The 26,157-nt window shown below is 73.2% G+C and carries 19 protein-coding genes; 7 read left to right on the top strand and 12 right to left on the bottom strand.

The genetic code is table 11. From position 1 onward, the window contains the following. Positions 1-55: 55 nt before the first annotated feature. Entirely contained in the window at positions 56-1,138 is a 1,083-nt protein-coding gene (locus tag ABT300_RS01190; RefSeq protein ID WP_351670265.1) for a C40 family peptidase, read from the top strand. A 111-nt stretch (positions 1,139-1,249) separates the two neighbouring features. On the opposite strand, the gene ABT300_RS01185 is transcribed toward ABT300_RS01190, so the two are convergent. Together ABT300_RS01185 and ABT300_RS01180 are read right to left on the bottom strand one after the other, a co-directional pair. Further along, a complete protein-coding gene (locus tag ABT300_RS01185) occupies positions 1,250-2,017 on the bottom strand; it encodes a LuxR C-terminal-related transcriptional regulator (protein WP_351670226.1) in 768 nt (255 codons plus the stop codon). Then, entirely contained in the window at positions 2,014-3,306 is a 1,293-nt protein-coding gene (locus ABT300_RS01180) for an ATP-binding protein (RefSeq protein WP_351670223.1), read from the bottom strand. Before ABT300_RS01180 ends, ABT300_RS01185 begins: the two co-directional genes overlap by 4 nt. Before the next feature lie 179 nt (positions 3,307-3,485). Between ABT300_RS01180 and ABT300_RS01175 the strand changes: the two genes are divergently transcribed. After that, a complete protein-coding gene (locus tag ABT300_RS01175; protein WP_351670220.1) occupies positions 3,486-5,108 on the top strand; it encodes a PspC domain-containing protein in 1,623 nt (540 codons plus the stop codon). Next, positions 5,095-5,355, top strand: a complete 261-nt coding sequence (locus tag ABT300_RS01170) for a hypothetical protein (RefSeq protein WP_351670217.1) — start codon at positions 5,095-5,097, stop codon at positions 5,353-5,355. The genes ABT300_RS01175 and ABT300_RS01170 overlap by 14 nt, the downstream gene beginning before the upstream one ends. Before the next feature lie 250 nt (positions 5,356-5,605). Here ABT300_RS01170 and ABT300_RS01165 read toward each other — a convergent pair whose 3' ends face one another. After that, positions 5,606-6,139, bottom strand: coding sequence for a DoxX family protein (locus tag ABT300_RS01165; protein ID WP_351670214.1), 534 nt, complete (start codon positions 6,137-6,139; stop codon positions 5,606-5,608). Between the two features lie 123 nt (positions 6,140-6,262). Further along, on the bottom strand, positions 6,263-7,552 hold the full coding sequence (locus ABT300_RS01160) for a hypothetical protein (RefSeq protein WP_351670211.1): 1,290 nt from the start codon (positions 7,550-7,552) through the stop codon (positions 6,263-6,265). A 200-nt stretch (positions 7,553-7,752) separates the two neighbouring features. Between ABT300_RS01160 and ABT300_RS01155 the strand changes: the two genes are divergently transcribed. After that, positions 7,753-8,685, top strand: coding sequence for a DUF4429 domain-containing protein (locus tag ABT300_RS01155; protein WP_351670208.1), 933 nt, complete (start codon positions 7,753-7,755; stop codon positions 8,683-8,685). Positions 8,686-8,765: 80 nt separating this feature from the next. On the opposite strand, the gene ABT300_RS01150 is transcribed toward ABT300_RS01155, so the two are convergent. Next, complete coding sequence (locus ABT300_RS01150) at positions 8,766-9,560, bottom strand: class II aldolase/adducin family protein (RefSeq protein WP_351670205.1); 795 nt, start codon at positions 9,558-9,560, stop codon at positions 8,766-8,768. 187 nt (positions 9,561-9,747) lie between these two features. Between ABT300_RS01150 and ABT300_RS01145 the strand changes: the two genes are divergently transcribed. Then, positions 9,748-10,236, top strand: coding sequence for a pyridoxamine 5'-phosphate oxidase family protein (locus ABT300_RS01145; protein ID WP_351670202.1), 489 nt, complete (start codon positions 9,748-9,750; stop codon positions 10,234-10,236). 15 nt (positions 10,237-10,251) lie between these two features. Here the strand turns inward: ABT300_RS01145 and guaA are convergent, their stop codons facing one another. Then, positions 10,252-11,832: a glutamine-hydrolyzing GMP synthase gene (guaA, locus tag ABT300_RS01140; protein ID WP_351670199.1), complete on the bottom strand. Its 1,581-nt coding sequence runs from the start codon at positions 11,830-11,832 to the stop codon at positions 10,252-10,254. 353 nt (positions 11,833-12,185) lie between these two features. Between guaA and ABT300_RS01135 the strand changes: the two genes are divergently transcribed. Continuing rightward, positions 12,186-12,527 (top strand): chorismate mutase, encoded by a 342-nt coding sequence (locus ABT300_RS01135; protein ID WP_351670196.1) that lies wholly within the window; start codon positions 12,186-12,188, stop codon positions 12,525-12,527. A gap of 695 nt (positions 12,528-13,222) precedes the next feature. After that, on the top strand, positions 13,223-14,269 hold the full coding sequence (locus tag ABT300_RS01130) for an LAETG motif-containing sortase-dependent surface protein (protein ID WP_351670193.1): 1,047 nt from the start codon (positions 13,223-13,225) through the stop codon (positions 14,267-14,269). Positions 14,270-14,361: 92 nt separating this feature from the next. Here ABT300_RS01130 and ABT300_RS01125 read toward each other — a convergent pair whose 3' ends face one another. The 6 genes from ABT300_RS01125 to ABT300_RS01100 form a co-directional block, all read right to left on the bottom strand. After that, positions 14,362-16,152: a GMC family oxidoreductase N-terminal domain-containing protein gene (locus tag ABT300_RS01125; RefSeq protein ID WP_351670190.1), complete on the bottom strand. Its 1,791-nt coding sequence runs from the start codon at positions 16,150-16,152 to the stop codon at positions 14,362-14,364. Between the two features lie 48 nt (positions 16,153-16,200). Continuing rightward, the gene (locus tag ABT300_RS01120; protein WP_351670187.1) at positions 16,201-17,838 is read right to left on the bottom strand and encodes a succinic semialdehyde dehydrogenase; all 1,638 of its coding nucleotides are present in this window, start codon (positions 17,836-17,838) and stop codon (positions 16,201-16,203) included. A gap of 147 nt (positions 17,839-17,985) precedes the next feature. Next, entirely contained in the window at positions 17,986-19,719 is a 1,734-nt protein-coding gene (locus tag ABT300_RS01115; RefSeq protein ID WP_351670184.1) for a serine/threonine-protein kinase, read from the bottom strand. Positions 19,720-19,842: 123 nt separating this feature from the next. Next, positions 19,843-21,441, bottom strand: coding sequence for a serine/threonine-protein kinase (locus tag ABT300_RS01110; protein WP_351670181.1), 1,599 nt, complete (start codon positions 21,439-21,441; stop codon positions 19,843-19,845). 74 nt (positions 21,442-21,515) lie between these two features. Continuing rightward, the gene (locus tag ABT300_RS01105; RefSeq protein ID WP_351670178.1) at positions 21,516-23,297 is read right to left on the bottom strand and encodes a serine/threonine-protein kinase; all 1,782 of its coding nucleotides are present in this window, start codon (positions 23,295-23,297) and stop codon (positions 21,516-21,518) included. Positions 23,298-23,441: 144 nt separating this feature from the next. After that, positions 23,442-26,090 (bottom strand): serine/threonine kinase C-terminal domain-containing protein, encoded by a 2,649-nt coding sequence (locus ABT300_RS01100; RefSeq protein ID WP_351670175.1) that lies wholly within the window; start codon positions 26,088-26,090, stop codon positions 23,442-23,444. Positions 26,091-26,157 lie beyond the last annotated feature (67 nt).

The raw sequence follows: 26,157 nt of genomic DNA, 5'->3' as shown, positions 1-26,157 counted from the left end.
GTCCCGGTGGCCGCCCGGCGGGCCGGGCGGTCGACGAAAGGACGTGCAGTCCCACGTGGCAGCGCACCGCAAGCCCCGACAGCGCTCGCTCGGCGGCCGGACAGCCCGTACCGCCTTCACGCTCGCCCTCGCGGGCGTGGCGACGGCGACCGCGTTCGACGGGACCGGGCAGGCCGAGCCGGAGCTGACTCCGGCCGAGGTCAAGGCGAAGGTGGCCAAGCTGTACCAGGAGGCGGAGGAAGCCACCGAGAAGTACAACGGCGTGAAGGAGAGGGCGACGGCCGCCGAGCAGCGTCTGAGAAACCTGCGGGACGAGGCAGCGCGCAAGGAGGAGAGGCTCAACTCGACGCGGGACGCGCTGGGTTCGATGGCCGCGGCGCAGTACCGCGACGGCGGCGTCGACCCCGCCGTGCGGCTGGCGCTCTCCGACGACCCGGACCGCTATCTCGACGGCGCCGCCTTCGCCGAACGGGCCGGTCACCGCCAGTCCGCCGCCGTCGCCCAGGTGCGTGGACAGCTACGGGAGATCGAGCAGCTGCGCGGCGCGGCGCGAGTGGAGCTCAGCGCGCTGCGGACGCGTCGGGCCGAGCTGCAGAAACAGAAGGAGACGATCACCGGCAAGCTGGAGGCGGCACGCGCACTGCTGGCGCGGCTGACGGCGGCGGAGCGGGCCCGGGTCGGCGAGGGAGCGGGCGGTGGCGGCGGCACGGGCGCACGCGCCTCACGCGGTGCGTCCGGCGCGCGCACGGACCTCGGGTCCCCGGCTTCCGGTGCCGCCGAGGCCCCCAACTCCCGCGCTGCGGCGGCCGTCTCCTACGCGTACTCCAAGCTCGGCAGCCCCTATGTGTGGGGGGCCACCGGGCCCAACGCCTTCGACTGCTCGGGGCTCGTGCTGGCCGCGTACCGCTCCGCGGGGGTCTCGCTGCCCCGCACCACGTACGCCCAGATCGGCGCCGGGCAGCGCGTGTCGCGCTCCGAACTCCTCCCGGGCGACCTGGTGTTCTTCTACTCCGGCATCTCCCACGTGGGCCTCTACATCGGCGACGGCCGGATGATCCACGCCCCGAACCCGTCGGCTCCGGTGCGCGTGGCGCCGATCGACGAGATGCCGTTCGCGGGCGCCGCGCGGGTGGTCTAGGGCGAAGGTCCTGAGCGAACACCTTCCGGTGCCGCACCGGGCCGGACACGCCCCAGGGCCGTACGTCGGCGTCCTGCCCCCGAAGTCCTGTCCCCGGCGTCCTGCCCCCCGTCAGACCAGTCGGCGGGCCGTGGCCCAGCGGGTCAGCTCGTGCCGGTTGGACAGCTGGAGTTTGCGCAGCACCGCCGAGACATGCGACTCGACCGTCTTGACGGAGATGAAGAGCTGCTTGGCGATCTCCTTGTAGGCGTAGCCGCGGGCGATGAGCCGCAGCACCTCGCGCTCGCGCTGGGTGAGACGGTCGAGGTCCTCGTCGACCGGCGGGGCGTCGGTGGAGGCGAAGGCGTCGAGGACGAACCCGGCGAGACGCGGCGAGAAGACCGCGTCGCCCTCCTGCACCCGGAAGATCGAGTTCACCAGGTCGGTCCCCGTGATCGTCTTGGTGACATAGCCACGGGCGCCGCCGCGGATCACCCCGATCACGTCCTCCGCCGCGTCCGAGACGGACAGGGCCAGGAAGCGCACCGGCTGCTCGGCGTCGGCCATCAGCGGAGCGCAGCGGCGCAGCACTTCGACGCCGCCGCCGCCCGGCAGGTGGACGTCGAGGAGGACGACCTCGGGCCGGGTCGCCGTGATCACGGTGACCGCCTGGTCGACGTCCGCCGCCTCGCCGACGACCTCGACCCCGGTCTGCTCGGTCTGGCCGATCTCGGCCTGCACGCCCGTGCGGAACATGCGGTGGTCGTCGACGAGGACCACACGCACACGGCGCCCGCCCGTGCTGTCGCCGGAGGCCCGGGCCGGCTCGGCCGCCCCCGCTCCCGCCCCCGTCGTGTCGTCCGTGCCGCTCGTCCCGTTGATGCCGGTCGGGTCGCTCATGACGTCTTCTCCGCCCTCTCCATCTCCAGCTCGACCTCCGTGCCGCCGCCCGGGACGGCCCGCAGCCGCGCCGTGCCGCCGTGGCGCTCCATGCGGCCGATGATCGATTCTCTGACGCCCATGCGGTCGGCGGGTATCGAGTCGAGGTCGAAGCCGGGTCCGCGATCACGAACGGACACGAAGACCGTCCTGCCCTCGACTTCGGCGAAGACCTGCACCGCCCCGCCCTCGCCACCGTACTTGGCCGCGTTGACCATCGCCTCGCGCGCGGCCTGCATCTGTGCGCCCACGCCGTCGTCGAGCGGACAGTCGCCGACGACCACCACCTCGATGGGGACGCCGTGCTTGTCCTCGACCTCGGCCGCGTTGCGCCGGACCGCGTCGGCGACGGTGGTCGGCTCGTCGGCCTCCTCCTTGCCGGTGCCCTCCGGTTTGTAGAGCCAGGTGCGCAGGTCCCGCTCCTGGGCCCGGGCCAGACGGCGCACCTCACCCGCGTTCTCCGCGTTGCGCTGGATCAGCGTCAGGGTGTGCAGCACCGAGTCGTGGACATGGGCGGCGACCTCCGCGCGCTCCTGGGCGCGGATGCGCATGAGCCGCTCCTCGGAGAGGTCCTGGGTCATGCGCACCAGGTAGGGGCCGGCGAGCAGGGTGATGCCGACGATGACGGCGAGCGCCGCCTGCAGGACGGAGCCGAGGTGGGTGGCGGAGCCCTGCAGCACGAACGTGCCGGAGACCCCGGCGGTGACCAGCAGGACGCCGGCGCCGGTGCGCAGCAGCGTGAGCGTGCGGCGTCTTCGGCCGACCTCGACCCAGCGGGCCCGGCGGGCGTTGTCCGCCTGACGCCAGACGAGGGCGACGCCGGCGCCGACGAGGACGGCGGGCAGCAGATACGCCTTGGCGCCGCTGCCCAGGTTCACGTTGCCCACGAACACCATGGCGACGACGACCATGAGGAGCAGGGCGACGATCTGCCCCTTGTCCGGCTTGCGGGCGACGATTCTGCGGCGGCCGTCGGGCGCGGTCTCGGTGGTGACGAGGGACGGCGGCTTCTGGTCGCCGACGCCGCCGATCCCGAGCGGCACGAAGAACCAGAAGGCGGCGTAGAGCAGCGCGCCGAGACCGTCGGCCATGAACAGCCCGGCGAAGACCAGCCGCACCCACACGACGGGCAGCCCGAGATGCCCGGCGAGCCCCCGCGCCACGCCACCCAGCCAGCGTCCGTCGCTGCTGCGGTAGAGCTTGCGCGGCGGCCGCGGTTCGACGAGGGGCGCTGCTGCGGCTTCCGGCATGCCAATGATGGTCACATGGGCCGCGTGGCAGGGCATCAGGGTTCGCCCCCGAGACGCCCCTGATCTTCGACGCCGCCGCCCGTCGAACGCCTCCCCCGCCCCGGGTCAGGGCCGATATCAGGGTCCGACCAGGGTCGTCCCGGCTGCCGCGGGGGCCGCCCGACCGCCACCATGGAGTCATGACAGATCACCAGCACGCCGCGGACGCCGTGCCCGACGGGGGCGCCGCGTCCGACGCGGCCGCCTCGTCCCCCGGCGCCCCGGGCGCCGCAGGTGAGAGCCCTCGCCCGCACGCAGAGCAGGAGAGCGCGCAGGGACGGCAGGGGGACGCGCGGCCAGAGCAGGAGGACGCGCAGGGAGAGCAGGGCGGGGCGGAAGACGCCCGCACCCCGCGGGGCCGGTCCCCGAAGGCGGACGCGATGACGGAAGCGGAGGCGGCCGTCAAGGCGGCGACGGACGCCGCGGCGGCGTCCCGCGCCGAAGCGGGCACCGGCGGCCGCTCGTCGGGAGCCGCCGGGCGGGCTGGCACCCTTCCTCCCCGTTTCCGGCGGGACCGCGAGCAGAAGGTGCTCGCCGGCGTGTGCGCGGGCCTCGGGCGTCAGTGCGACATGGACCCGGTGATCTTCCGCATCACGCTCGCCGTGCTCTCCGCGACCGGTGGCGTCGGCCTCATCTTCTACGGGTTCGCCTGGCTCTTCGTCCCCTACGCCGACGACGAGCAGAACGAGGTGCGCAAGCTCCTGACCGGCCGGGTGGACGGCCAGGCCCTCGCGGCCGTGCTGTTCGCGCTGGTGGGCTGCGGAGTGCTGCTGTCGATGCTGAAGAACGGCAGCGTGCTGGCCTTCGCCGTCGTCGTCTCCCTGCTGCTCGCGGGCGCGGGGTACTGGTCGCGGCACCGGGACTCCTTCGACCCCGACCCGCTGGCCGCCCAGGCCGTGGCCGACGCTCCGCCGGAGGCCAAGGCGCCGCCGGCGCCCACCGCCTACCCCTCGTGGTGGCGTGACCCCATCGTCAAGGACGGCACGCATGACGGCGGCACGGGATACCTGTGGGGCCCCTGGGACGCCCGCGGCCGGGACATCGCGTCGTCGATCAACGTCGACCTCGTCGGACACAGACCCGGCCCGGAGGCCGTGCACACCCCCCGCCCGACCCGCGCCGAACCGCGTGGGCCGCGTTGGATCGGCGGCTGGCTCTTCCTGCTCGCCCTGCTCGCGGGCGGCCTCGTCACCCGGCTCTCCTGGGACCACCACCCGCTGGGCACCACGTTGCAGGCGGGTCTCGCGACAGCGCTGATCGTGCTCGGCGCCGGGATCGCGGTCAGCTCCTTCCTGGGGCGGACGGGGGCCGGGTCGGTCTTCCTCGCCATCGTCACGGCGGGGCTGCTGGCCGGCGCGGCCGTCCTGCCGAAGGACATCGGCACGCACTGGACGGACACCACATGGCGGCCCCTGACAGCGGCGGACGTACAGACGGCCTACGACCTGGGCGCCGGAGACGGCACTCTCGATCTCTCCGGGCTGGTGCCTGCCAAGGGCGAGACGGTGAGCACCGAGGCAGAGGTGGGCGCGGGCCGACTGCGGGTGATCGTCCCGCCGGACGCGACGGTGAAGGTGCGGATCGACGTGGGGCTGGGAGACATCCAGCTGCCCGGCGACGACGAGAAGGACGTGGACGTGGAGCCGGGCAAGCACAAGGAGGTCACCCTGTCGCCGGTCCCGGGCACGGCGGCGAAGGGGACCATCGATCTCGACCTGAGCGTGGGAGTCGGACAGGTGGAGGTGGCCCGTGCTGCGTCATGACTTCAGGCCCGGCAGGCTGGTGGCGGGCGCCGTGTTCGTCTTCGCGGGCGTCCTGTTCGCCGGGGACGCGGGCGGTCTGTGGCAGACGCCGTGGTTCGTGCTGATCCCGCTGGTCACCGGCGGCCTCTGTCTGGCGGGCGCGGCGGGCATGACGGCCCGGAGCATACGCAGACGACGCGGGTCGTCGCACCGCACCGGCCCGACCGCGTCCGGCCCCGCCGCGCCCGGCTCGAACGCGACGCCCTGACCGCCGCCGCAGCCGCCGCAGCCGCCGCAGCCCTCGACGTCCGGGCCGCGCGCCCCGGTGCCGGCTAGGGCCTGTCGTTTGGATCAGGCCGCAGGTGACGAACGGGACTGTTCGGCGCCGGTGAGCGGGGTGTGGTGCGTGCAGCTGCAAGGCGGAGGAGGGCGTCGATGCGGAGCATCGGCAACCGACGACAACGCGGCAGATGCGCGTGCCACACCCGGCGTCTGCAGCGTGATCCGAACGACAGGTCCTAGCCGAGGCCGCCGGTCCGCCGACGCCGCCTGGAGCGCCAGACGGCGTCGAGGGAGAGGACCGGCGCGCCCGCGAGGACGAGAGGCAGCCATGCCATGAGGTACGGGAGGTCGTTGCCGTAGTAGTACGGCTCGGCGGCCCAGCTCACCGTCAGCCACAGACTGAGCGAGATCAGGGCCCCGCCCAGCGCGGCGAGCCGGGTGAGGATGCCCAGCAGGGCGCCGATGCCGACGGCGAGTTCGCCGAAGGCCATCGCGTAGCCGAAGCCCACCGGGCTCTTCAGCGCCATGTCCACCAGGGCCGGGATGGCGGAGGAGTCACGGACGGCGCGCATGGTCTCGCCGATCGAGCCGGCGCCGCTGTCCTTCAGGAAGGCGCTGTCGGTCAGCTTGTCGAGACCGGCGTAGATGAAGGTGACGCCGAGGAAGACGCGCAGGGGAAGGAGGGCGTACCGGGTGGCGGTGTCCCGCCAGCCATGGCCTCCGCCGTCGAGATGAGGAGGGTATGCGTCCGTCCGCATGCTGTGAGTCATCGCCCGTAGCCGCCTCTCGCCCGCAGTGGTGGACCCCTCGACAGACCATACGTACGAAATGGGGGGTGCGCTCAAGTGCGTGCACGGGTAGGGGGGTCCGGCGGTTCACTCCGGCGAGGCCGTTCACTCGGTGACGTCGATCGTGTACCGGTTGGTCTCCACCCCGGCCGCCGTGACGACCTGAACCTCGGCCCGCCCCGGTTCCACGTCCGCCGGCACCGGGACGGTGAGCACGGAGTCGGCCGGGTTGCTGAACCCGCCCGTGACCGGCACGAGCGGCACATGGACGTGGACGGGGCCGATGCGCACCACCATGCGAGAGAGCCGGTCGGCGCTCTGGGCCCCGGGCGGCACGAAGCCGGCGCCGCGGATCTCGATGTCGTCGCCGGTGCGGATCGGCGCGTCGAGGTCGCCGGCCTCGCGGGAGCGGACGACGGAGAGGATGACGGGGCGGCCGCCCTCGGCGTACTTGCCGGCGAGGTAGGTCGCGGCGGAGATCAGCACCACGACCGCGAGCCCCCAGGGCAGGTCAGGCAGCTGGTCGGGGCGGCGGGCCAGGCGGACGCCGGCGAAGACGAGGGCGACGCCGCCGATGACCGCGTACTGGATGTCGGCGAAGGCGCCGCGGCCGGAGTCGTCGGTCAGCAGGTCGGCGGCGCGTGGGCGATGCGCCCGGATCTTCTGCAGCCGCTGGGCGAGGACGCGCAGGCCGACCACGCGGCGCACGAGCACGGCGATGCCGCAGACCACGGCGAGGACGGTCACCGTGCCGGCGCCGCGCGCGAGGTCGAGTCCGGCGATCAGTGCGTCGCGTTCGGCGGGGCCGGAGGCGGCGGCGAGCCGTCCGGCCAGCACCAGCACGGCGTAGGCCACGAGCAGCACCCAGGCGGCGGCGACCGCGCGGGAGGTGGAGAGACGGTTGTCCTCGCCGATCACGGGGGCGAGCGCACCGCCGCGCGCCCGGTGGAACCAGGAGGCGGCGGTGAGCGCGCCGGCGACGACGAGCGCGGCGAGGAGTCCGGCGGTGCGGGCGGCGGTCCAGCCCGCGCCGACGGCGGTCAGGGACTGGACCAGCAGCAGCACGACGACCGCCGCCCACACGGCGACCGTGGTGCGCAGCCACAGACGGCCGAGCCAGGCCTCGCCCTCGGCGCGCCCGCGTTCGGCGACGAGCTCCGCGGACTGCGTCAGTTCCTCGGAGACCCATTGACGGGAGGCGGAGACGGAGTGGGCGACGGCGGCGGGGAGGCCCTGCCCGGCCGCGTAGCCGTCCCGTTTCACCAGGAACGCCGCGACCGCGCGCCGGTGTCCCTCACGCGCCCCGTGCGGGCAGTCCCCGCAGGTGCAGCCGCCGTCGTGCACGCCCGCTCCCGCTCCGGGGCTCGCGCCCTGTCTCGCCTCCTGCACCGCCACGTCCGACGCCCGCCTTCCCCGCGACCCGATCGGATGGCGGTCCCCGAAGGACCCTGAGCGGGCCGGGCCGCCACCCTGTGAACAACTCCCCTGTGATGCCGTCGAATTGTGCCCTACGGCACCCCCTAGGTGTCCGTCAGGTCTGGTCAGCGGGGGTGAAGCGTAAAGGACGGTGTTGACCCGGCTGCGAGAATTTCCGTATGGCCGAGATCATCCAGCGGGACGGGACCTGGGCCTTCGACGGCGCGACGATCCGGATCACACCGGGGCTGCACCGCTCCGTGCCGCTGTTCCGGCAGACGTACGGAGAGATCGCCGTGCCTCTGGAGGCGGTCGCGGGGATCGTCTACGAGGCCGAACGCAGGCGCGGGCGGCTGCGGATGCGGCTGCGCGAGGGCGCGGATCCGCTGCTGCAGGCGACCGGCGGGCGGCTGCCCGACGCGGCCGATCCCTACCGGCTCACCGTGGACGTGGATCGTTGCGGGGTCGCCGAGTACCTCGCCGAGGAGATCCGGCACGCGCTGTTGCTGGACCAGATCCCGGGCGAGCCGACCGCGGCGTACCTCCTTCCGGGTCCGCCGGTCCCGGTCTCGGTGCGGTCCTCCGACGGCGTCGTGTCCTTCGACGGCGTCCAGGTGCGGGTCGACTGGGCGGAGACCTCGGACCGGGTGAAGCGGGCGACCGGGCCGAGGGTGCTCGACGTCGGGGACGTGGTGCAGGTCGAATGGCTGCCCAACTCCGGTTTCGTGGACGGCTTCCTGCGCTTCGTGACCCGCGAGACGGTGCACTCGAAGCTGCCGGCCGAGAAGGACCCGTACGCCCTCGATCTGTGGGGCAACGTGAGCCGCGACCTGCTGACGGCGCTGGTCGCGACGGCGGTCACCGCCCGGCTGCCGCACCCCTCCGCACGCGCCCTGCCGGAGGCCGGCCACGCGGGCGAAGGACCTGGACGGGGGCGCGGACCGGGGGGTGCGGACCGCGCGCGGCGGCGCACGGCGTCCGTCCCGCCGCCGGCCGACCACCATGACGTGCTGCTGCGCCGGCTGCGCGAGCTGGGCGAGCTGCACCGGGACGGTGTGCTGACCGACGAGGAGTTCGCCCGGACGAAGGCCGTGGTGCTGCAGGGTTTTTGAGAGCCGGACCGGGCAGAGCCGTGCAGGGCCCGACAGAGCAGAGCCGTGCAGGGCAGCGCGGACAGAGGGGAGAGAAAGGGTCAGCTCAGCAGGTCGGGCTGGCTGCGGCTGATCTCCTGCCACAGCGGCTGGTAGTTGATCCACGCCACCAGGTCGCCGCCGAGCTGCTCCCGGGTCGCCACCGCCGCACGGTGGTCGATCAGGACGGGACGGCCCGCCGCCTTGGCGGTCAGCTGGACCTGGCTGGAGCGTTCCATCGACAGGAACCACCAGGCGGCGGCGTCGACGGAGTCGCCGACCGTCAGCAGTCCGTGGTTGCGCAGCACGAGCGCCTTGCGGGAGCCGAGCGCGGTGGCGATGCGCCTGCCCTCCTCCGCGTCGACGGCGACCCCGGTGTAGGCGTCGTAGAGGGCGTGGTCCTCGTAGAACGCGCAGCTCTCCTGGGTGATGGGGTCGAGCAGTTCGCCGAGGGCGGCGAGGGCGCGGCCGTGCACGGAGTGGCAGTGCGCGACGGCCACGACGTCGGGCCGTGCCGCGTGCACCTGGGCGTGCACGGTGAAGGCTGCCTGGTTGACGTGGTAGCGGCCCTCGACGACCTGCCCGTCCTGGTTGGTCAGCACCAGGTCACTGACCGTGACGTGCTGGAAGGGCATCCCGAAGGGGTTGACCCAGAAGCAGTCGTCGAACTCGGGGTCGCGGGCGGTGATGTGCCCGGAGACGCCGTCCTCGAAGCCGAGCCGTCCGAACAGGCGCACCGCGCCCGCCAGCCGTTCCTTGCGGTGCAGGCGCTCGTCCTCCACCGATTCGTGCATCGGCGGCATGGCGAACTGGAGCCGGTCGGTGGACAGGGGGGCAGGCGGCGTGGGCCCGTGCATAGATCCTCCAGCACTGGGTTGCTTGACGATGCGGAAGTTACCGTCGGTCAACACAAAAGGGCAGAGCCGTTATGCAAACATGACGATTCCCGTCATGTTTGGTGCACATCTTGAGCACCTACGACCGGCAGCGGACCCACGCGAAACACCGACACAAGGTGTCGGGTATCGGGGCCACACTCGCCGTATGACTGAGAGCCCCAAGACAGGGACCTGGGCGGCCTTCGCCGCGGCCGCGCCGGATCTGGCGAAGATCACCCGGGAGCGCTTCGAGGCCTTCCGGCACCATGTCCTCGCGACGCTCCGCAGGGACGGCTCGCCCCGCACCAGCGGCCTGGAGGTCCACTTCGTCGGCGGCGAGCTGTGGCTCGGCATGATGCCTGACTCGCTCAAGGCGCTGGACCTGCGCCGCGACCCCCGCTTCAGCCTCCAGGCCAACCCGGGCGAGGGGACGGGGCCGGGCGACGGCGACGTCCGGGTCACCGGCCGGGCGGTCGAGGTGGACGACGCGCGGGTGAAGGCGGCGTATGTGAAAGAGGTGGAACCGCCGGAGCCGTTCCACCTCTTCCGCACCGAGCTGACGGAGGTCGTGCGGACCTACGTCGAGGACGACACGTATCTGGTCGCCCAGGTCTGGAAGCCCGGAGAGCCGGTGCGCGCTCTCAGGCGGACCTGAACCCCGTGGACGAGGTCACTCCCACTCGATGGTGCCCGGCGGCTTCGAGGTGATGTCGACGACGACGCGGTTGACGTCGCTGACCTCGTTGGTGATCCGGGTGGAGATCCGCGCCAGGACGTCGTACGGCAGCCGCGACCAGTCGGCCGTCATGGCGTCCTCGGAGGAGACGGGACGCAGGACGATCGGGTGGCCGTAGGTGCGGCCGTCGCCCTGGACGCCGACGCTGCGGACGTCCGCGAGGAGGACCACCGGGCACTGCCAGATGTCCCGGTCGAGACCGGCGGCCGTCAGCTCCTCGCGGGCGATGGCGTCGGCGTCGCGCAGCAGGTCCAGGCGCTCCTTGGTGACCTCGCCGACGATCCGGATGCCGAGGCCGGGCCCCGGGAACGGCTGGCGCTGGACGATCTCCTCGGGCAGGCCGAGCTCCTGGCCGACCATGCGGACCTCGTCCTTGAACAGCTTGCGCAGCGGCTCGATGAGCTGGAACTCGAGGTCCTCGGGGAGGCCGCCCACGTTGTGGTGGGACTTGATGTTGGCGGTGCCGGCGCCGCCGCCGGACTCGACGACGTCCGGGTAGAGCGTGCCCTGGACGAGGAACTCCACGGCCGGGCCCTCGTCCGCGATGATCTCGGCCTGGGCCTGCTCGAAGACGCGGATGAACTCACGCCCGATGATCTTCCGCTTCTCCTCCGGGTCGGAGACGCCCTTGAGCGCGGTGAGGAAACGCTCCTCCGCGTCAACGACCTTCAGCTGGACGCCGGTGGCGGCGACGAAGTCCTTCTCGACCTGTTCGGTCTCGCCCTTGCGCATCAGCCCGTGGTCGACATAGACGCAGGTCAGCTGCGATCCGATGGCCTTCTGCACGAGGGCCGCGGCGACCGCGGAGTCCACGCCGCCGGAGAGGCCGCAGATCGCGCGCCTGTCGCCGACCTGCTCGCGGATGGCCTCGACCTGCTCGTCGATGACGTTGCCGGTGGTCCAGTCCGGGCTCAGGCCGGCGCCCCGGTAGAGGAAGTGCTCCAGCACCTGCTGGCCGTGCGTGGAGTGCATCACCTCGGGGTGGTACTGAACGCCGTAGAGCTTCTTCTCGTCGTTCTCGAAGGCGGCGACCGGGACGACGTCCGTGGAGGCGCTGACGACGAAGCCCTCGGGCGCGGCGGAGCAGGCGTCTCCGTGCGACATCCACACGGCCTGCTCGGCCGGGGTGCCCTCGAAGAGGGTGGAGGAGGCGCGGGAGACGTGCAGTTCGGTGCGCCCGTACTCGCGGGCGCCGGAGTTGTCGACGGTGCCGCCGAGGGTCTGCGCCATCAGCTGGAAGCCGTAGCACATGCCGAAGACGGGGACGCCGGCCTCGAAGAGCGCGCGGTCGACGGTCGGGGCGCCCTCCTCGTACACGGACGAGGGGCCGCCGGAGAGGACGATCGCCGCCGGGTTCTTGGCGAGCATCTCCTCCACCGGCATGCTGCTCGGCACGATCTCGCTGTAGACCCGCGCCTCACGGACTCGACGGGCGATGAGCTGGGCGTACTGCGCGCCGAAGTCGACGACCAGGACGGTGTCGGGGGCGGCGGCAGTAGGAGTCGCTGATGACACGGGGGCCTTCCGGCGGTGGGGCGGGGTCTCTGTGTCATCCGATTCTACCGAGGCGGGCGCGGGGAGCGGTCCCCGCGGCGGATCCGACCGCGGACCGGGGACGCCGGGACCGCCGCCGCGTCTCAGGATGCGAACCGTGTTGGAGCGCGTCCGGCGACGCTGCATACTGTCCGCATGCTCACGCACCCGACCTTCCTGTTTACCTATGGCAACCGGCCCACCGGCTGCCATGGTCGTGCTGCTTGAGCAACTGACGAGCGACTTCCCAGGCGCCCCGGGCCGACAAGGTCCGGGGCGCCTGTGTTTTCCGGATCCTGCCGGTCCGGGGCCCCTTTCCCACCAGGAGCCCCGACATGACCGCCACCGCCACCGCCACCCTCACCCCCGCTGCCGCTGTCAGCGACACCGCCACCGGCGCCGCCACCGAGAAGACCGGCGCCCGCACGGCCGAGGCCGCCGACGTGATCACCGGCGCCCGGGAGCGCATCGACGCGCTCGACGACCGGATCATCGGACTGATCCAGGAACGGATGGCCGTCTCGGCCGTCGTCCAGGACGCCCGCATCGCCTCCGGCGGACGGCGGGTGAACCTCTCCCGCGAGATGGAGATCCTCGGGCACTACAGCGACGCGCTCGGCAAGCCCGGCACATCCCTGGCGCTGACGCTGCTGGAACTGTGCCGGGGCCGCGTCTGAGACCGCGCACCGGGGCGCGCACCAGTTCGGGCGCCCTCTCACCCGTACGGCGCGTGACCGCCGCCCGGGGCGCCTCGTTGGTCCCCGTGTCCGCGCCAGCCAGGGGCGGGCCCGGAAGAACCACGCGTGGCTCGCTGGGGCGAGAGGCGTACGGATCGCGTTCGTGCGCCGTGGGACCTCGCTCCGGAAAGTGACCGGACGGCAGGGGACAGCAGCCCGGTCACCCAAGAGAACGGCCGGCCTCGGGGACGCCCGGGGCCGACCGGCGGAAAATGCAAAAATGCACAAGGCTGGGTCAAACGGTTGCGGAGGCCGCGCTCATCCAGCACGATGCGAGAAAGCCCCGAACGGGCCCAAGTCCCCCTCGGGCAACTGCCTCACGTGCGCTGTTGCCCATCTCGACTGCCAGAGGTCCAGACCAGCGGCGCAACCCCCCGGCGCCGCTCCCAGGCACCGGCGCTGCCCTGACGCCGGTGCTGACGGTAAAGAAGGGCCCCGCGGATCCGTCCCGCGGGGCCCTTCGTCGTGCCGGGGCCTCGCCCCGCGAGAAGGGCGGCCCCTGTGAGGGGCGTCACATAAAGAACACGTGAGTCCAGGACAACTGTTTCCGGCCTTGATCAGTCACACGTATCAAGCCAAGGCCACTCCCACACCCCCATGCGGAAGGCCTCCACCACCGGATCCACGAGGTCTTCATGAATCTCCGCCGCACGATGGCCACCGCGGCCGCGACCGCCGTCATCGCGCCGCTCGCGCTGCTGTCCGCGCCCGCCGCCTTCGCGGAGGAGGGCGGCACGTCGTCGCCGAGCGCGTCCTCCTCGGAGACCGGCGCCTCCTCGTCGTCCGCCTCGGCCTCGGCCTCGGACGGCCAGAGCGCGTCCGGCGCCCCGACCGACGCATCCTCGGCTTCGTCGTCCCCGTCGGACGACCAGAAGGCGTCCGGCTCTCCGTCCGGCTCCTCCTCGCCCTCCGCCTCCGGCTCGGGGAAGTCCAGCGCGAGCCCGTCGGCCAGCGCGAGCGAGGACGCGTTCGACCCGTACCAGGACTGCGACTCCTTCGATCTGGACGAGAAGCTGTCGGCGCGGGTCAAGGGCCTGCCGAGCAAGATCGTCGCCGGTTCCGGCTGGCACGGCTTCACCTTCGTCGTCGACAACGACTCCGACCGCGACCTGAAGAACGTGTACATCGACGCGTTCCTCGAGTACGGCGACGAGTCGACCGAGGCGTTCCTGTCCGAGGGCCTCGCCGTCATCCAGGTCAAGGAGGACGGGAAGTGGACCAACAGCTTCCAGGACTCCTTCGAGGACGAGCACGGCAAGTCGGTCAACGTCACGGGATCCTTCGTCGGGATGCTGGACACCCTGGAGAAGCACTCCTCCGCAAGCCTTGAACTGCGGGTGAAGGTCAACAAGTCCGCCCCGGCGGGCTCCTCGCTCGCGCTGAGCGAGGCGATCTACGCGGGCAAGGGCTCCGAGTGCTACGGCAACGGCGACTACTACGACGTCCGGATCCTCGCCGCCGGCGCGGACGCGGACGGTTCCGGCGACGCCAAGCCGAACGGCGACAAGCCCACCTCCGGCGCCAGGCCCCAGGGCAGCGCCAAGCCGATCAGCGGCAGCCTCGCCGAGACCGGCTCCGACTCCACGCTGCCGGTGATCGGCCTGGTCGGCGGGGTCGCCGTGCTCGCCGGCGCCGGAGCGGTGTTCGCGGCCCGTCGCCGCAAGGTCGGCACGCACGCGTAACGCGCGACGGACACACACGTGAGGGACCTGCGCTCGGAGGGGGGCGCAGGTCCCTTCGCCATGCAGGCCTCGCGTACTCGTCCGGCCCGGCACTACTGCCGGGGCGGGACCGCCGGCATCCCGAGGAACGGCAGGCGCAGCGCGCCGAAGGCGTCCGCCGGCACCGCGGGGCTGACCGGCTCCACCGGCTTCAGCCGTTCGTACGCCGCGCCCTGAGCCGGACGCGGATCCGTCTCGCCCTTGTTCGGCCAGAACGACATCGCGCGCTCCGCCTGGGCGGTGATGGTGAGCGAGGGGTTCACGCCCAGGTTCGCCGAGACGGCGGCGCCGTCGACGACCGAGATGCCCGGGTGGCCGTACAGGCGGTGGTACGGGTCGATGACGCCGCTCTCGCGGGAGTCGCCGATCGGGCAGCCGCCGAGGAAGTGGGCGGTGAGCGGGGTGCCCATCAGCTCGCCGACGTTGGAACCGGCGAAGCCGTTGATCTCGGCGGCGATCGCGGAGGCGGCCTCGGAAGCGGCCCTGATCTGCTTGGGGTTGGGGGAGCCGTGCCCCTGACGCGCCGTCAGCAGCCCCCTGCCGACGCCGGACGGCTTGAGGTACGTCGTCAGCGAGTTGTCCAGCGACTGCATCACCAGACCGATGATGGTCCGCTCCGACCAGCGGCGGTTGGACAGCGAGCGCAGGACCAGCAGCGGGTGGCGGGCCGCGTTCGTCAGCCAGCCGGCCACCCTGGAGGAGCCCTCCGCGTACGGCACCTGCAGGATCGACAGCCCGCCCATCGAGTTGGAGCCCTTGCCGTAACGGACCGGCTCGATGTGGGTGTCGGCGTCCGGGTGGACGGACGAGGTGATGGCGACGCCGCGCGTGAAGTCCGCCTTCGGCGCGCCGGTCGCCCTGCGGTAGCGGCGGTCGTCGGTCTGGGCGCCGACCAGCGCCTCGGAGTTGGTACGGGTCAGCTCGCCCAACCGGTCGGAGAGGTACGGGAGCTGCCGGTTGGCCTTCATCCGGTGCAGCAGGGTCTGGGTGCCGTAGGTGCCGGCGGCGAGCACGACGCGGCGGGCCTTGAAGACCCTGCCCTTCTCCTTCGCCCTGCCCCTGCGGCGCTCGTCGGTGGGGAGGGTGGCCACCGCGTACCCGCCCTGCGAGTCGTCCGTGACGGACACCGCCGTCGTCAGGGGGTGCACGACGGCGCCCGCCTTCTCGGCGAGGTGGAGGTAGTTCTCGTTCAGGGTGTTCTTCGCGCCGTGCCGGCAACCGGTCATGCACTCGCCGCACTCGGTGCACGCCCTGCGGGCCGGGCCCGCGCCGCCGAAGTAGGGGTCGTCGACCTGTTCCCCCGGCTTCGCCTTCGCCGTGCCGTCGGCGTCCTCGCCGTCGCCGAAGAACACGCCGACGGGCGCCATGTGGAAGGTGTCGCCGACGCCCATCCGCTCGGCGGCGGCCTTGAGATGCACGTCGGAGGGGGTCGTCGTCGGGTTGAGGCGCACGCCGAGCATGCGCCGGGCCTGGTCGTAGTACGGCCGCAGCTCCTCCTGCCAGTCGGTGATGCCACGCCACTGGGGGTCGTCGAAGAACGGCTTCGGCGGCACGTAGAGCGTGTTGGCGTAGTTGAGGGAGCCGCCGCCCACGCCCGCGCCCGCCAGCACCATGACGTTGCCCAGCAGATGGATGCGCTGGATGCCGTACATGCCGAGCTTCGGGGCCCACAGGTAGTTCTTCAGGTCCCAGGAGTTCCTGGGGAGCGACTCCCGGGTGAAACGGCGGCCGGCCTCCAGGACGCCTACGCGGTAACCCTTCTCCGTGAGACGCAGGGCGGTCACCGAACCGCCGAAGCCGGATCCGACGACGAGGACGTCGTAGTCGTAGGTGTCCTGGGACACGTGCTCTCCTCGTTGAGGAACGGGTGGACGGGCCTTTCGAAGCGCGCGCTAGCGCAGTCGCAGCGCCTTCATCACCTTCAGGCTGGTGCTCATGAACGCCGCGTACTTCTCGTCGTCCATGCCGAGCGCCGGCGCCATCGGCAGCAGGCGCTGCTGGGCCACCGTCTGCGCCTCCGTGTACTTGAGGATGCCCTCGGAGCCGTGCCGGCGGCCGAGGCCGGAGTCCTTCATGCCGCCCATCGGGGACTGGACGCTGCCGTAGGCCGAGGCGTAGCCCTCGTTGACGTTCACCGTGCCGGCCCGCACCCGGGAGGCGATGTCCCGGCCGCGGCGGCCGTCCTTCGTCCACACCGACGAGTTCAGGCCGTACGGGGTGGAGTTGGCGAGCTCGACGGCCTCGTCGTCGGTCTTGAAGCGGTAGATCGAGACGACCGGGCCGAAGGTCTCCTCGGCGCAGACGGACATGGGCTCCGTGACGCCGTCGAGGATGGTCGGCTCGAAGAAGTACGGGCCCACGTCCGGGCGGGCGACGCCGCCGGCGACGACCGTGGCGCCCTTGGCGACGGCCTCCTCGACGTGCCGGGTCACGGTCTCCAGCTGACGCTCGCCGACCAGGGAGCCCATGTCGGCGCCGTAGGCCAGGGAGGTGCCGAGGCGCATGGCCCGGGTGCGGGCGGCGAAACGCTCGACGAAGGCGTCCGCGATCGACTCGTGGACGTACAGCCGCTCGATCGAGATGCACAGCTGGCCGGCGGAGGAGAAGCAGGCGCGCACGGCGCCGGCCGCCGCCTTCTCGATGTCGGCGTCCTCCAGCACCAGCATGGCGTTCTTGCCGCCGAGCTCGAGGGAGACGCCGATCAGCCGGGCCGCGGCGCCCTGCGCGACCTCCCGGCCGGTGCGGGTGGAGCCGGTGAAGGACACGTAGTCGGCGTGCCGGACGACCTCGGGGCCGACGACGGGGCCCTCGCCGAGCACGACCTGGAAGACGTCCGCGGGCAGACCGGCCTCGACGAGCAGGTCACGGGCCCACAGGGCGGTCAGGCAGGTCTCCGTGTCCGGCTTCATGACGACCGCGTTGCCCGCGACGAACGCCGGCAGCGCGTCGCCGACCGACAGCTCCAGCGGGTAGTTCCAGGGGGCGATCTGGCCCACGACACCGCGCGGGTGGCGCAGCTCGGTGACCTTGGTGAGGGTCGGCATGGCGCCGGCGTGCCGCTTGGGGCGCAGGTAGAAGGGGGCCCTGCGACCGTAGTGGCGGGCGGCGACCGCGACGGCCTGCACCTCCTCGTGGGCGTGCAGGCGGGCCTTGCCGGTCTCCAGCTGTATGAGGTCGAGCACCTCGGCCTGGCGCTCCAGCACCAGGTCGTGGAAGCGGAGCAGGACGGCGGCCCGCTCCCGGACCGGCGTCTGCGCCCACACCGCCTGGGCGGCGCGGGCGGCCTCATACGCCTTGAGCACGTCCTCCGGCGTGGACTCGGGCAGGTCGGCGAGCTTCTCGCCGGTGAACGGCGTGTGGTTGGCCGTGCGGCCGGAGCCGGTCACCCCCTTGGTGAGCTGGGCCACCAGCTCGGGGGTCACCACGTCGGCGGCGGTACGGACGCCGGTGGGTGCGGGGGCGAGGGGGTTGGTGCCAGCCGTTTCCGGCGTCTGTTCCGAAGTCTTCTCCGGGGCCTGCGAGTCCGTCATGAGCCGCAGGGTATGACGCGCGCGGGACTTTGGGTACCCGCCGGTAATAGGGATTCACCGTCCGCACACATGACGCCAGCGTTCACTGGCAACAAACCTGCTGATCAGGGCGTCGAGGCCCGGCGCATCCCGCGTCTCCCCGCCGGGTCACGGACGGTCGATCTCCAGGTGGGCGACGGCGGTACGGGCCACCTCGCGGCCGCGGGCGGTGAAGTCGCCCTTGCCCGGATAGCCGATCATGAGCTTGTACATGTCACCGGCGGTGGACTTGTAGTACAGGATCCGCAGCTCACGGGGGGCCGGCTGTCTGCTGTCGTTCGTGGTGTAGACGACGGTGTTCCCGGCGGCCTTGCGGCCGTGGAAGGTCGCGTTGTCGTCCGTGCGGGTCCGGGGCCCTTTCGGCATGTTCAGCTCGTAGCTGCCGGACTCCTTGAAATCCCCGTTGTCGGCGTACATCTCGGCAGCGGCGGAGTCCTTGATCTGGTGACCGGTGTCCTCCGCCCCGCGTTCCACCCGCAGGACGACCGAGATCGCGCCGCTGGGGTCGGTGTACCCGACCCAGTGCTCGCCGGGGGCGGCGGTCTTCTCGGGTTCGCTGCGCACATAGCTGTCGGGCACGGCCAGCGTCGCGGTGACGCCCTTCTCGGGCTTCGTCGTCCAGCCGTCCGGCAGCGGTCCGGCGAACGGATCGGCGAACACCAGGCACGCCGCAGCCGCCGCCGCGACGACCGCGGCGCCGAGCCCGATCCAGACCGCGCGGCCCGGCCGACGCCGGAGGCGCAGCCGTCCGGGGTGCGGCCCGGTCCGCCGGCCGGTCTGCGGAGGCTGCGGAGGCTGCGGCGCGGGCGGGTTCGCGGCGGCCTCCAGCAGGGCACGCACCCGCGCGGCCGCCGGACGGTGCGCCGGGTCCTTCTGCAGCAGTGCGTCGATGACCTCGGCGAGCGGCCCCTGCGCGGCGGCGGCCGGGGCGGGCGTCGCGTTGAGGACGGACTGCAGGGTGGCCGGGGTGTTGCTGCGGCGGAACGGCGACACGCCCTCGGTCGCCGCGTACAGCACCACGCCCAGGGACCACAGGTCGGCTGCGGGCCCGGGACGCCGGCCCAGCACCCGCTCGGGTGCGATGTACTCGGGCGAGCCGACGAAGCCCCCGGTGTCGGTCAGGCTGGTCTCGCCCTCGATCTGGGCGATGCCGAAGTCGGTGAGGACGACCCGGTCGTACCGGCCGAGCAGCACGTTGTCCGGCTTGACGTCCCGGTGCAGGATGCCCGCCGCGTGCGCGGCCTCCAGCGCGCCGAGCACCTCCAGGCCGATCCGGGCCGCCTCGCGCGTCCCGAGCGTGCCCTCCTGCAGGGCGTCGCCGAGCGAACGTCCGCGGACCAGCTCCATCACGATCCACGGCCGGCCGTCGACCACGGCGACGTCGTGGACGTCGACCACGGCGGGATGGTCGAGCCGTGCCGCCGCCCGCGCCTCGCGCCGCATCCGCTCGTACGCCCTGGCCCGTTCACGTTCGGGAAGGGAGTCCGGCACGCGGGGCTCCTTGACGGCGACCTCGCGGTCCACGGTCTCGTCCTTGGCACGCCACACGGTGCCCATGCCTCCGTGCCCGAGCCTGGCGAGCAGCCGGTAGCGCCCCGCGACGAGCCGCCCGACGCCGGGCTCCTGCGGCGGTGTGTCCACGGGCGGTTGCGGCGGCCCTTGCACCGGCGCGGCCTGCGGCGACACGGATCCCGGGTGCGGGCCGGGACTCGGGCTCGGATTCACGCTCGGGCTCGGGCTCGGACGGGGACTCGCGCTCGGGTGAGGGTTCGGGTTCGGCGGTTGCAGAACAAAACTCGTCGTGTCGTCGGGCCCGGGCCCGACTCCCCCGTGGTGACTCATGGGCTCATCACATCGCGCCACACGGGCCGATTTCCACCGGTCCGCCCCACCGGTCACAGACCCGTGACGTGTACCGCTCCTTATGCCCCTTTTACGCGCCCGCCCCGCGCGGACGCCTCACCCTCACCCGACGACGAAGGTGTCGACCGCGACGTCGAAGTACTCCCGCGCCTCCCGCACCTTCCCGAGCGGCGCCGAGACCCACACGTCGTACAGCCGCCCGCCCTCCTCCCAGCACAGGTCGTAGGTGTGCCGGGGGCCCTCCGCCGCGCTGAAGCCGTTCCAGGTGAACTGCCAGAGGGCGGCCGGCCGTCCGCCCTGACTCGTCTCGGTGACGCGGCCGTCGTGGTAGCCCGGGTTGGTGTCCGCTCCCTGGGCGGCGGCCCGCTTCATGACGGCGAGCGGGCCGTCCGGCGACGCCCCGGACACCTTGACGCCGAGCCGGAAGACCTGCCCCGGCGACATGTAGAACACCCGCTCGCCCTGCGGCACCCGCGTGAAGTCCTCCGGCACGGCGAGCGCGAACCCGGCGGGGTCCTCGGCCACCCGGTATCCGGAAGGGGCGGACGGCGTACGGCTCGGCGTGAGCGAGGAGGCGGGCGACGGAGCGGACGACACCGGCGCACTCGGGGACCCGCTCGCCGGGCGCCCCGACCCGCTCGCGGAGACCGTCGGCGCCGGACTCACGGGCGCGCGCCCTCCGTCGCCGTCCCCCTTCATCAGCAGCGCCGCCGCCGACACACCCGCGCCGGCCATCGCGGCGACCAGCAGCGCGGCCACCAGGACACTCCTCGTGGAGCGTTCCCGGGCGGCCTGCTCGGTCTGCGGCCGGGGCACGTCGGCCTGCGTCGGCGTGTAGTCGCTGGACACCGGCGTCGGCGTGCACCCGGTGTCGAGGTAGGCGCGCAGCAGCCGCTCCGCCTCCGCTCCGTCCAGCCGCCGGTCCGGATCGCGCTCCAGCAGGCCCCGGACGACCGGCAGCAGCGGCCCGGCCTGCGGGGGCGTACGGATCTCGGCGAACACGACGGCATGCAGGATGCCGCCCAACGAGTCCCGGCGGAAGGGGGATTCGCCGCTCAGCGCCGTGCACAGCAGCGCGCCCAGCGACCACAGGTCGGACTCCGCGCCGGTGCGCGCCCCGGACATCCGCTCCGGCGCGGTGTACTCGGGCGAGCCGACGAACGAGCCGGTCTGGGTGAGCGTGGTGGCGCCCGAGACCTGCGCGATGCCGAAGTCGGTGAGGACGACCCGGTCGCCGTCGCGTTCCAGCAGGACGTTCGCGGGTTTGATGTCCCGGTGCAGAACCCCGGCCGCGTGCGCCGCGCGCAGGGCGCCGAGCAGGGCGATGCCGATCCGGGCCGCCTCGTCCGGTGCGAGCGGGCCGTGCTCGGCGATCCGGTCGGCGAGCGAGCCGCCGTCCAGCAACTCCATGACGATGTACGGGCGTTCGTCCTCCACCACGACGTCGTGCACGACGATGACGTGCGGATGGCGCAACTGGGCGACGGCACGCGCCTCGCGCAGCGTCCGGTCGCGCCGTTCGCGGGCCTCCTCGTCGGAGAGCGAGTCGTCCTGGGTCAGCTCCTTGACCGCGACACGCCGTCCCAACAGCTCGTCCGTGGCCCGCCACACCACTCCCATGCCGCCGCGCCCGAGTCTCGCCTCCAGCCGGTAACGGCCCGCGATGACCCGCGCGGTGCTCCTGCCCCCCTCGGTCCCCATGGGCACATCATGCCCCACCGGACGGCCCGCCTCCGGGGCGCCGTCCGGCCAACTGCGGGAGCCGGCGGCCGGTACTACGCCGTGGGCTCGCGCCAGCTCTGCAGCACCGATCTGAACTGCCGGGCCGTGGTCGCCCAGTCCTCGGCGGGCGAGGACATGTAGATCGCGTACTCGGCGCCGTTGCGGGCCACGTACGTCTCCTCGATCGCACGGCGCGGTCCGGGGAACCCGGTGTCCTTGGCCAACGCGGTCCAGGTGTACTCCCACTCGGAGCCCGCCCGGTCGCGGTAGACGTTCCTCTCGAGGGTGACCCGTCGGTAGTCGACCAGCCTCTTGAGCTGCTGTTCGAGGTCGATCTGGTGCGCGTACGGGTCGCTGAAGTCGGGGGACTTGTCGAGCGCGATGCGGACGAAGTGCTTGCCGCCGTCGGGCGAGTAGTCGACCTGCTGGAGGTCGCCGTCGTCCTGGTACACCTTGCGCTTCCAGCCCTTGGGAAGCGCAAGACCGAAGCCCAGCGGGTCGTCGACGGGCCGCCAGGAGTCGGGCACGGCGCCCTCCTCGACGGAGGCGGCGGTGTCCGTCGGGCTCGGCGAGCCGGACGTCGCCCCGGAGTCGACGGTCTGCGACCGCTCCTGGTCCCATTTCTGCAGCACCACGGCCGTGCCCCCGCCGACCAGCGCGGCGACGGCCACCACCAGCACGAGGGAGCGCAGCCGGCGACGGCGCCGGGGCGGCGACGGCGGCGGCCCGACCGCCGGTGCGGCCTGGCGTGCGTGCGTCGGCTCCTGGCCGGTGTGCATCGGGCCCACGGCGGTGGGGCCGGTCACGGGATGGCCCGGCACCGGCGTCGCCGACTCCGGGCCGACGGGGGCGTACGAGGTGGCGGGAGTGTACGAAGCGGCGGGAGCGTACGAAGCGGCGGGAGCGTACGAGGTGGCGGGCGTCTGGTGGGACCCGGAGCGGGACGCCGTGCGGTGGCCGCCCGTATCCGGGTCGGGCGTACCGTACTGCGTGGGCACATACGCCTGGGCTTCGTACGGACGCCGTCCCTCGGCCGCCTCGGCGAGAAGCTGCTCGGCCTCGGCGACGCCCGGCCGGGCGGCCGGATCCTTCCGTAGCAGGGCGCTGATGACGGGTCCCAGCGGGCCGGCGTACTGCGGGTCGGCGGCCTCTTCCTCGACCACGGCCTGCAGGGTGGTCAGCGGCGAGGTGCGCCGGAACGGCGATCGTCCCTCGACCGCCGTGTACAGCGTCGCGCCCAGCGCCCACAGGTCGGAGGACGGGCCGGGATCATGGCCGCGCACCCGCTCGGGGGCCAGGTAGTCGACGGATCCGACGACCTCGCCGGTGCGGGTGATGGTGGTGTCGCCGTCGATCTGGGCGATGCCGAAGTCGGTGAGGAGGACCCGTCCGTCGTGCGAGAGGAGCACGTTTCCGGGCTTGACGTCGCGGTGCAGTACGCCCGCGGAGTGCGCGGCGCGCAGTGCGCGCAGCACCCACATGCCGATCCGGGCGGCCTCGGCGGCCTCGACGCGGCCGTCCTCCTTGACGGCGTCGGCCAGCGAACGGCCCTCGACCAGCTCCATCACGATCCACGGCCGGCCGTCGTGTTCGAGCACGTCGTGGACGGTGACCACGGCGGAGTGGTTGATCCGCGCGGCCGCCCGGGCCTCCGCCCTGGTCCGCGCCAGCAGCACGGCCTGGTCGCTCTCCGCGACGTAGAGCGCGGCGGTCAGCTCCTTGATGGCCACAGCCCGGTGCAGCAGCTCGTCGTGGGCACGCCACACCCGGCCCATGCCGCCGCTCCCGATGGCGTCGGCGAGCCGGTAGCGGCCGGCCAGGAGCTGGCCCTGCATCTGATTCACGTTGCCCCGCAATGCTCTTGACAGGGTCAGCGTAAAGACCTTGTCGCCTCCACGGAACCGCAGGGGCGCCAAGGAGACAGCACTGTGACGGTTGTCGCTTCCCCGCCGAGGCGGGAACCGGCCCGAGCGGCGGCGTCAGCCGGTGTACTGGTAGGTGGCCGCCGCCTGTTCGTACAGCCTCGTGACCTCGTCCCGTTCGGCCTCCGGCCCTCTGACCTGGACGACGTGATAGCGCCCGGCGATCAGGATCGCGAGGTTGCGGACGTACAGCTTGCGACCGTCGCCGTCGGTCCAGGTGAACTGACCCTCGGCCATGGTCCGCGTGCCCACGGTCGTCGTGCGCAGTCCGGAGGCCGTCGCCCAACTGGAGGCCCGGTACGGCTGGAGCTCGCTCTCCTTCTCCCGCTGATAGACCATCGGGTCGCTGCCGTTCCCGGACGTGCTGTCCCGGCCCGCGACGACGATCAGCTCGAAGTCGCCGTGCGTGTAGAGGACCTGGCCCCGGCCGTTCTTCGGCGTGCGGCCCCAGCCGTTCGCCACGGCGATCTGGAAGCCCGCCTCGTCCTTGCGGAGGGTGAAGCCGTCGGCGACGCCCGCGCCGGACCCGCCGGTCTGGGTGGCCTGCGCCGACGAGGACGACGGCGATCCGGAGACCCCGTCGGCGGGCGCGCTCTGGTCGGGCCGGGGTTCGCTGCTGGCGTGGGGCGCCTGTCCGGCCGGCGTCCCGGTGGCCCCGGCCCGCCGCCCGCCGTCCGTGCCGGCGGCGTCGTCCTCGCCTGCCTTGGGCATGAACAGCATGGCGTAGGCGATCGCCGCGGCCAGCACCAGCAGCACCAGTACGACCAGGGTCCGGCCCAGGCTGCGGGGCGAGCGCTCCGGCTCGGCACGGCCCCGCTTGTGCCGTCCGTGCGACGCGGGCAGCCCGGCGCGACGTCGGCGGACCAGTTCGCCCTTGCGGCGGATGATCGGCAGGCGGCGCGGATCGGCGGGCGGCGCGACCACGACGTGCGTGCCTGCCTCGGGCTCCGGCGCGGACCTCACCAGCGACCGCAGCCAGCCCCGCAGCTCCTCGAAGTCGGGGCGGTCGGTGGGGTCCTGGCGCAGCAGCGACTCCACGACCGGCCGCAGCGGTCCGCACTCCTCGGCGAAGGCCGGCGGCTCGGCGCACACCATCTGCACCAGTTCGGCCGTCGACTCCTCCGGGTACGGCGCATGGCCCTGGACGGCTCGGAACAGCAGCGCGCCGAGCGCCCACAGGTCGGTCGCGGGACCGATCGGCGCGGCCAGCTGCCAGTTCTCGTGGACCGGCCCCGCCTGCTCGGGCGCCCACCGCTCGGTGACCGGCCCGACGACGGCCATCCGCGCCTGCCGGGCCCGCTCCGCCGCCAGCGCGGTGGCGGGTCCCCGGCCTACGCCCGCGCCGGACGTCGCGGTCGGCGATCCGTCCCAGCGGGCGCCGGTGCGCGCGCCGCTCGCCGTGCCGCCCGGCGTCGTCTGCGCAACCTGCCCGGGACGGGAGCCGGTGTGGCGGCCGGAAGGGGATCCGGGGTGGGGCGCGAGGGAGGCGTGCGAAGGAGGCTGAGGGGCGCTGTAGCGTGCGGGACCGGGCACGGGCGCGCCCTGCACGCCGTAGGGGTCGGCGATCTGTCCGGGAGGGCTGCCGCCCGGGGCCGGGGGGTCGCCGTCGGCGGGGGTGCGGGCGCCGGGCAGCGCCGCGCGGCCGTTCTGCTGCGCCTCCTGCGCCTCCTGGACACGGGCCGCGGCGCGCGCTCCGGCGCGATACGCGGCGATCGCCCCGGCCCGCGCGGCACGGATGTCCCCGCCGGTCTCCGCGGGGGCCCTGCGCGCCACGGCGCCGGACGCCCCGCCTGCGCCGGACGCCTCTGCGGCCGGCACGGGCCGTGCACCGGACGCCCTGGCCTCTATGGCGGCGCGCCGAGCGGCCTCGGCGTCCACCGCGCCGGCCCGGGGACCGCCCGGACCCCTGCCGAGTCCCGCGCCGCCGAATCCCGCGCCGCCGGGGCCCGCGTTCGCACCGTGCGCCGGGTGACCGCCGGCTCCGGGGTGTCCGCCCGGGGGCACGGGCCCGAGGGCCGTCGCGCCGCCGCCCAGGGCCGGATCGCCCGCCCGGTCCGCCTCGGCCGCCGTCGTGTCCTCGGCCGGCACCGGGTCGTATCCGCAGAGCGCCTCTTCCGCCGCGCCGACCGCGAGCCCGGTCAGCATGACCCGCCCGTCGTCGCAGACGAGCACCGTGCGGGCGGTGATGTTCCGGTGCACCCACCCGTGCGCGTGCAGCACCCGCAACGCCATGAGCACGTCGGAGGCGACCTCGGCCGCCCGGTACGGGGTCAGCGCCTGCTCGGCGAGCAGGGCCGAAAGGGGGCGCGCCTCGACGAGTTCGCTCACTATCCACAGCGAGCCGCCCTGGGCGAACACGTCGAAGACCTGGTCGAGCCGCGGGTGGTCGGGGATGCCCGCGGCCGCCTGCGCCGCCTCCATCGCGCGCCGTACGACGGGGTCGGCCGGCCGGCGCGTCCCGGAGGCCTCGCCGGCGTTGCGCGTGCCCGGTCGCCGGGCCCCGCGCTCACGGGCCGTGAACCCCTCGGGCAGTCCCTCGGCGTCGAGCACCTCCGCCTCGACGACCTCCGGCAACGGCACCTGGCGGACCAGGACTTCCTGCCCGCTGTAGGTGTCGAAGGCCCGGCTCTCGTGCTCGTACTCGTCCGACAGCGGCAGCGGCAGGCGGTAGCGGTCGGCGAGTACCCGACCCGCGTAGTCGTCCACGTTGCCTCCCCCGGCCGCCCGGTCGGTCAATTCCGTTCGCCTTGCGTCCCGTTGCAGCAGAATCCAG

Origin of the sequence: Streptomyces sp. NPDC001027 (assembly GCF_040299045.1) — a bacterium.
Taxonomy (GTDB): domain Bacteria; phylum Actinomycetota; class Actinomycetes; order Streptomycetales; family Streptomycetaceae; genus Streptomyces.
Note: the sequence above shows the minus strand (reverse complement) of the source record. Positions and strands in the feature narration are given on the sequence as shown.

Bases quoted from the DNA above. Each gene is read 5' to 3' on its own strand.
- ABT300_RS01185 (WP_351670226.1), bottom strand. From the start codon at position 2,017: ATGAGCGACCCGACCGGCATCAACGGGACGAGCGGCACGGACGACACG.
- ABT300_RS01130 (WP_351670193.1), top strand. From the start codon at position 13,223: ATGAATCTCCGCCGCACGATGGCCACCGCGGCCGCGACCGCCGTCATC.
- ABT300_RS01165 (WP_351670214.1), bottom strand. From the start codon at position 6,139: ATGACTCACAGCATGCGGACGGACGCATACCCTCCTCATCTCGACGGC.
- ABT300_RS01135 (WP_351670196.1), top strand. From the start codon at position 12,186: ATGACCGCCACCGCCACCGCCACCCTCACCCCCGCTGCCGCTGTCAGC.
- ABT300_RS01180 (WP_351670223.1), bottom strand. From the start codon at position 3,306: ATGCCGGAAGCCGCAGCAGCGCCCCTCGTCGAACCGCGGCCGCCGCGC.
- ABT300_RS01115 (WP_351670184.1), bottom strand. From the start codon at position 19,719: ATGAGTCACCACGGGGGAGTCGGGCCCGGGCCCGACGACACGACGAGT.
- ABT300_RS01175 (WP_351670220.1), top strand. From the start codon at position 3,486: ATGACAGATCACCAGCACGCCGCGGACGCCGTGCCCGACGGGGGCGCC.
- ABT300_RS01120 (WP_351670187.1), bottom strand. From the start codon at position 17,838: ATGACGGACTCGCAGGCCCCGGAGAAGACTTCGGAACAGACGCCGGAA.
- ABT300_RS01105 (WP_351670178.1), bottom strand. From the start codon at position 23,297: ATGCAGGGCCAGCTCCTGGCCGGCCGCTACCGGCTCGCCGACGCCATC.
- ABT300_RS01155 (WP_351670208.1), top strand. From the start codon at position 7,753: ATGGCCGAGATCATCCAGCGGGACGGGACCTGGGCCTTCGACGGCGCG.
- ABT300_RS01110 (WP_351670181.1), bottom strand. From the start codon at position 21,441: ATGGGGACCGAGGGGGGCAGGAGCACCGCGCGGGTCATCGCGGGCCGT.
- ABT300_RS01150 (WP_351670205.1), bottom strand. From the start codon at position 9,560: ATGCACGGGCCCACGCCGCCTGCCCCCCTGTCCACCGACCGGCTCCAG.
- ABT300_RS01145 (WP_351670202.1), top strand. From the start codon at position 9,748: ATGACTGAGAGCCCCAAGACAGGGACCTGGGCGGCCTTCGCCGCGGCC.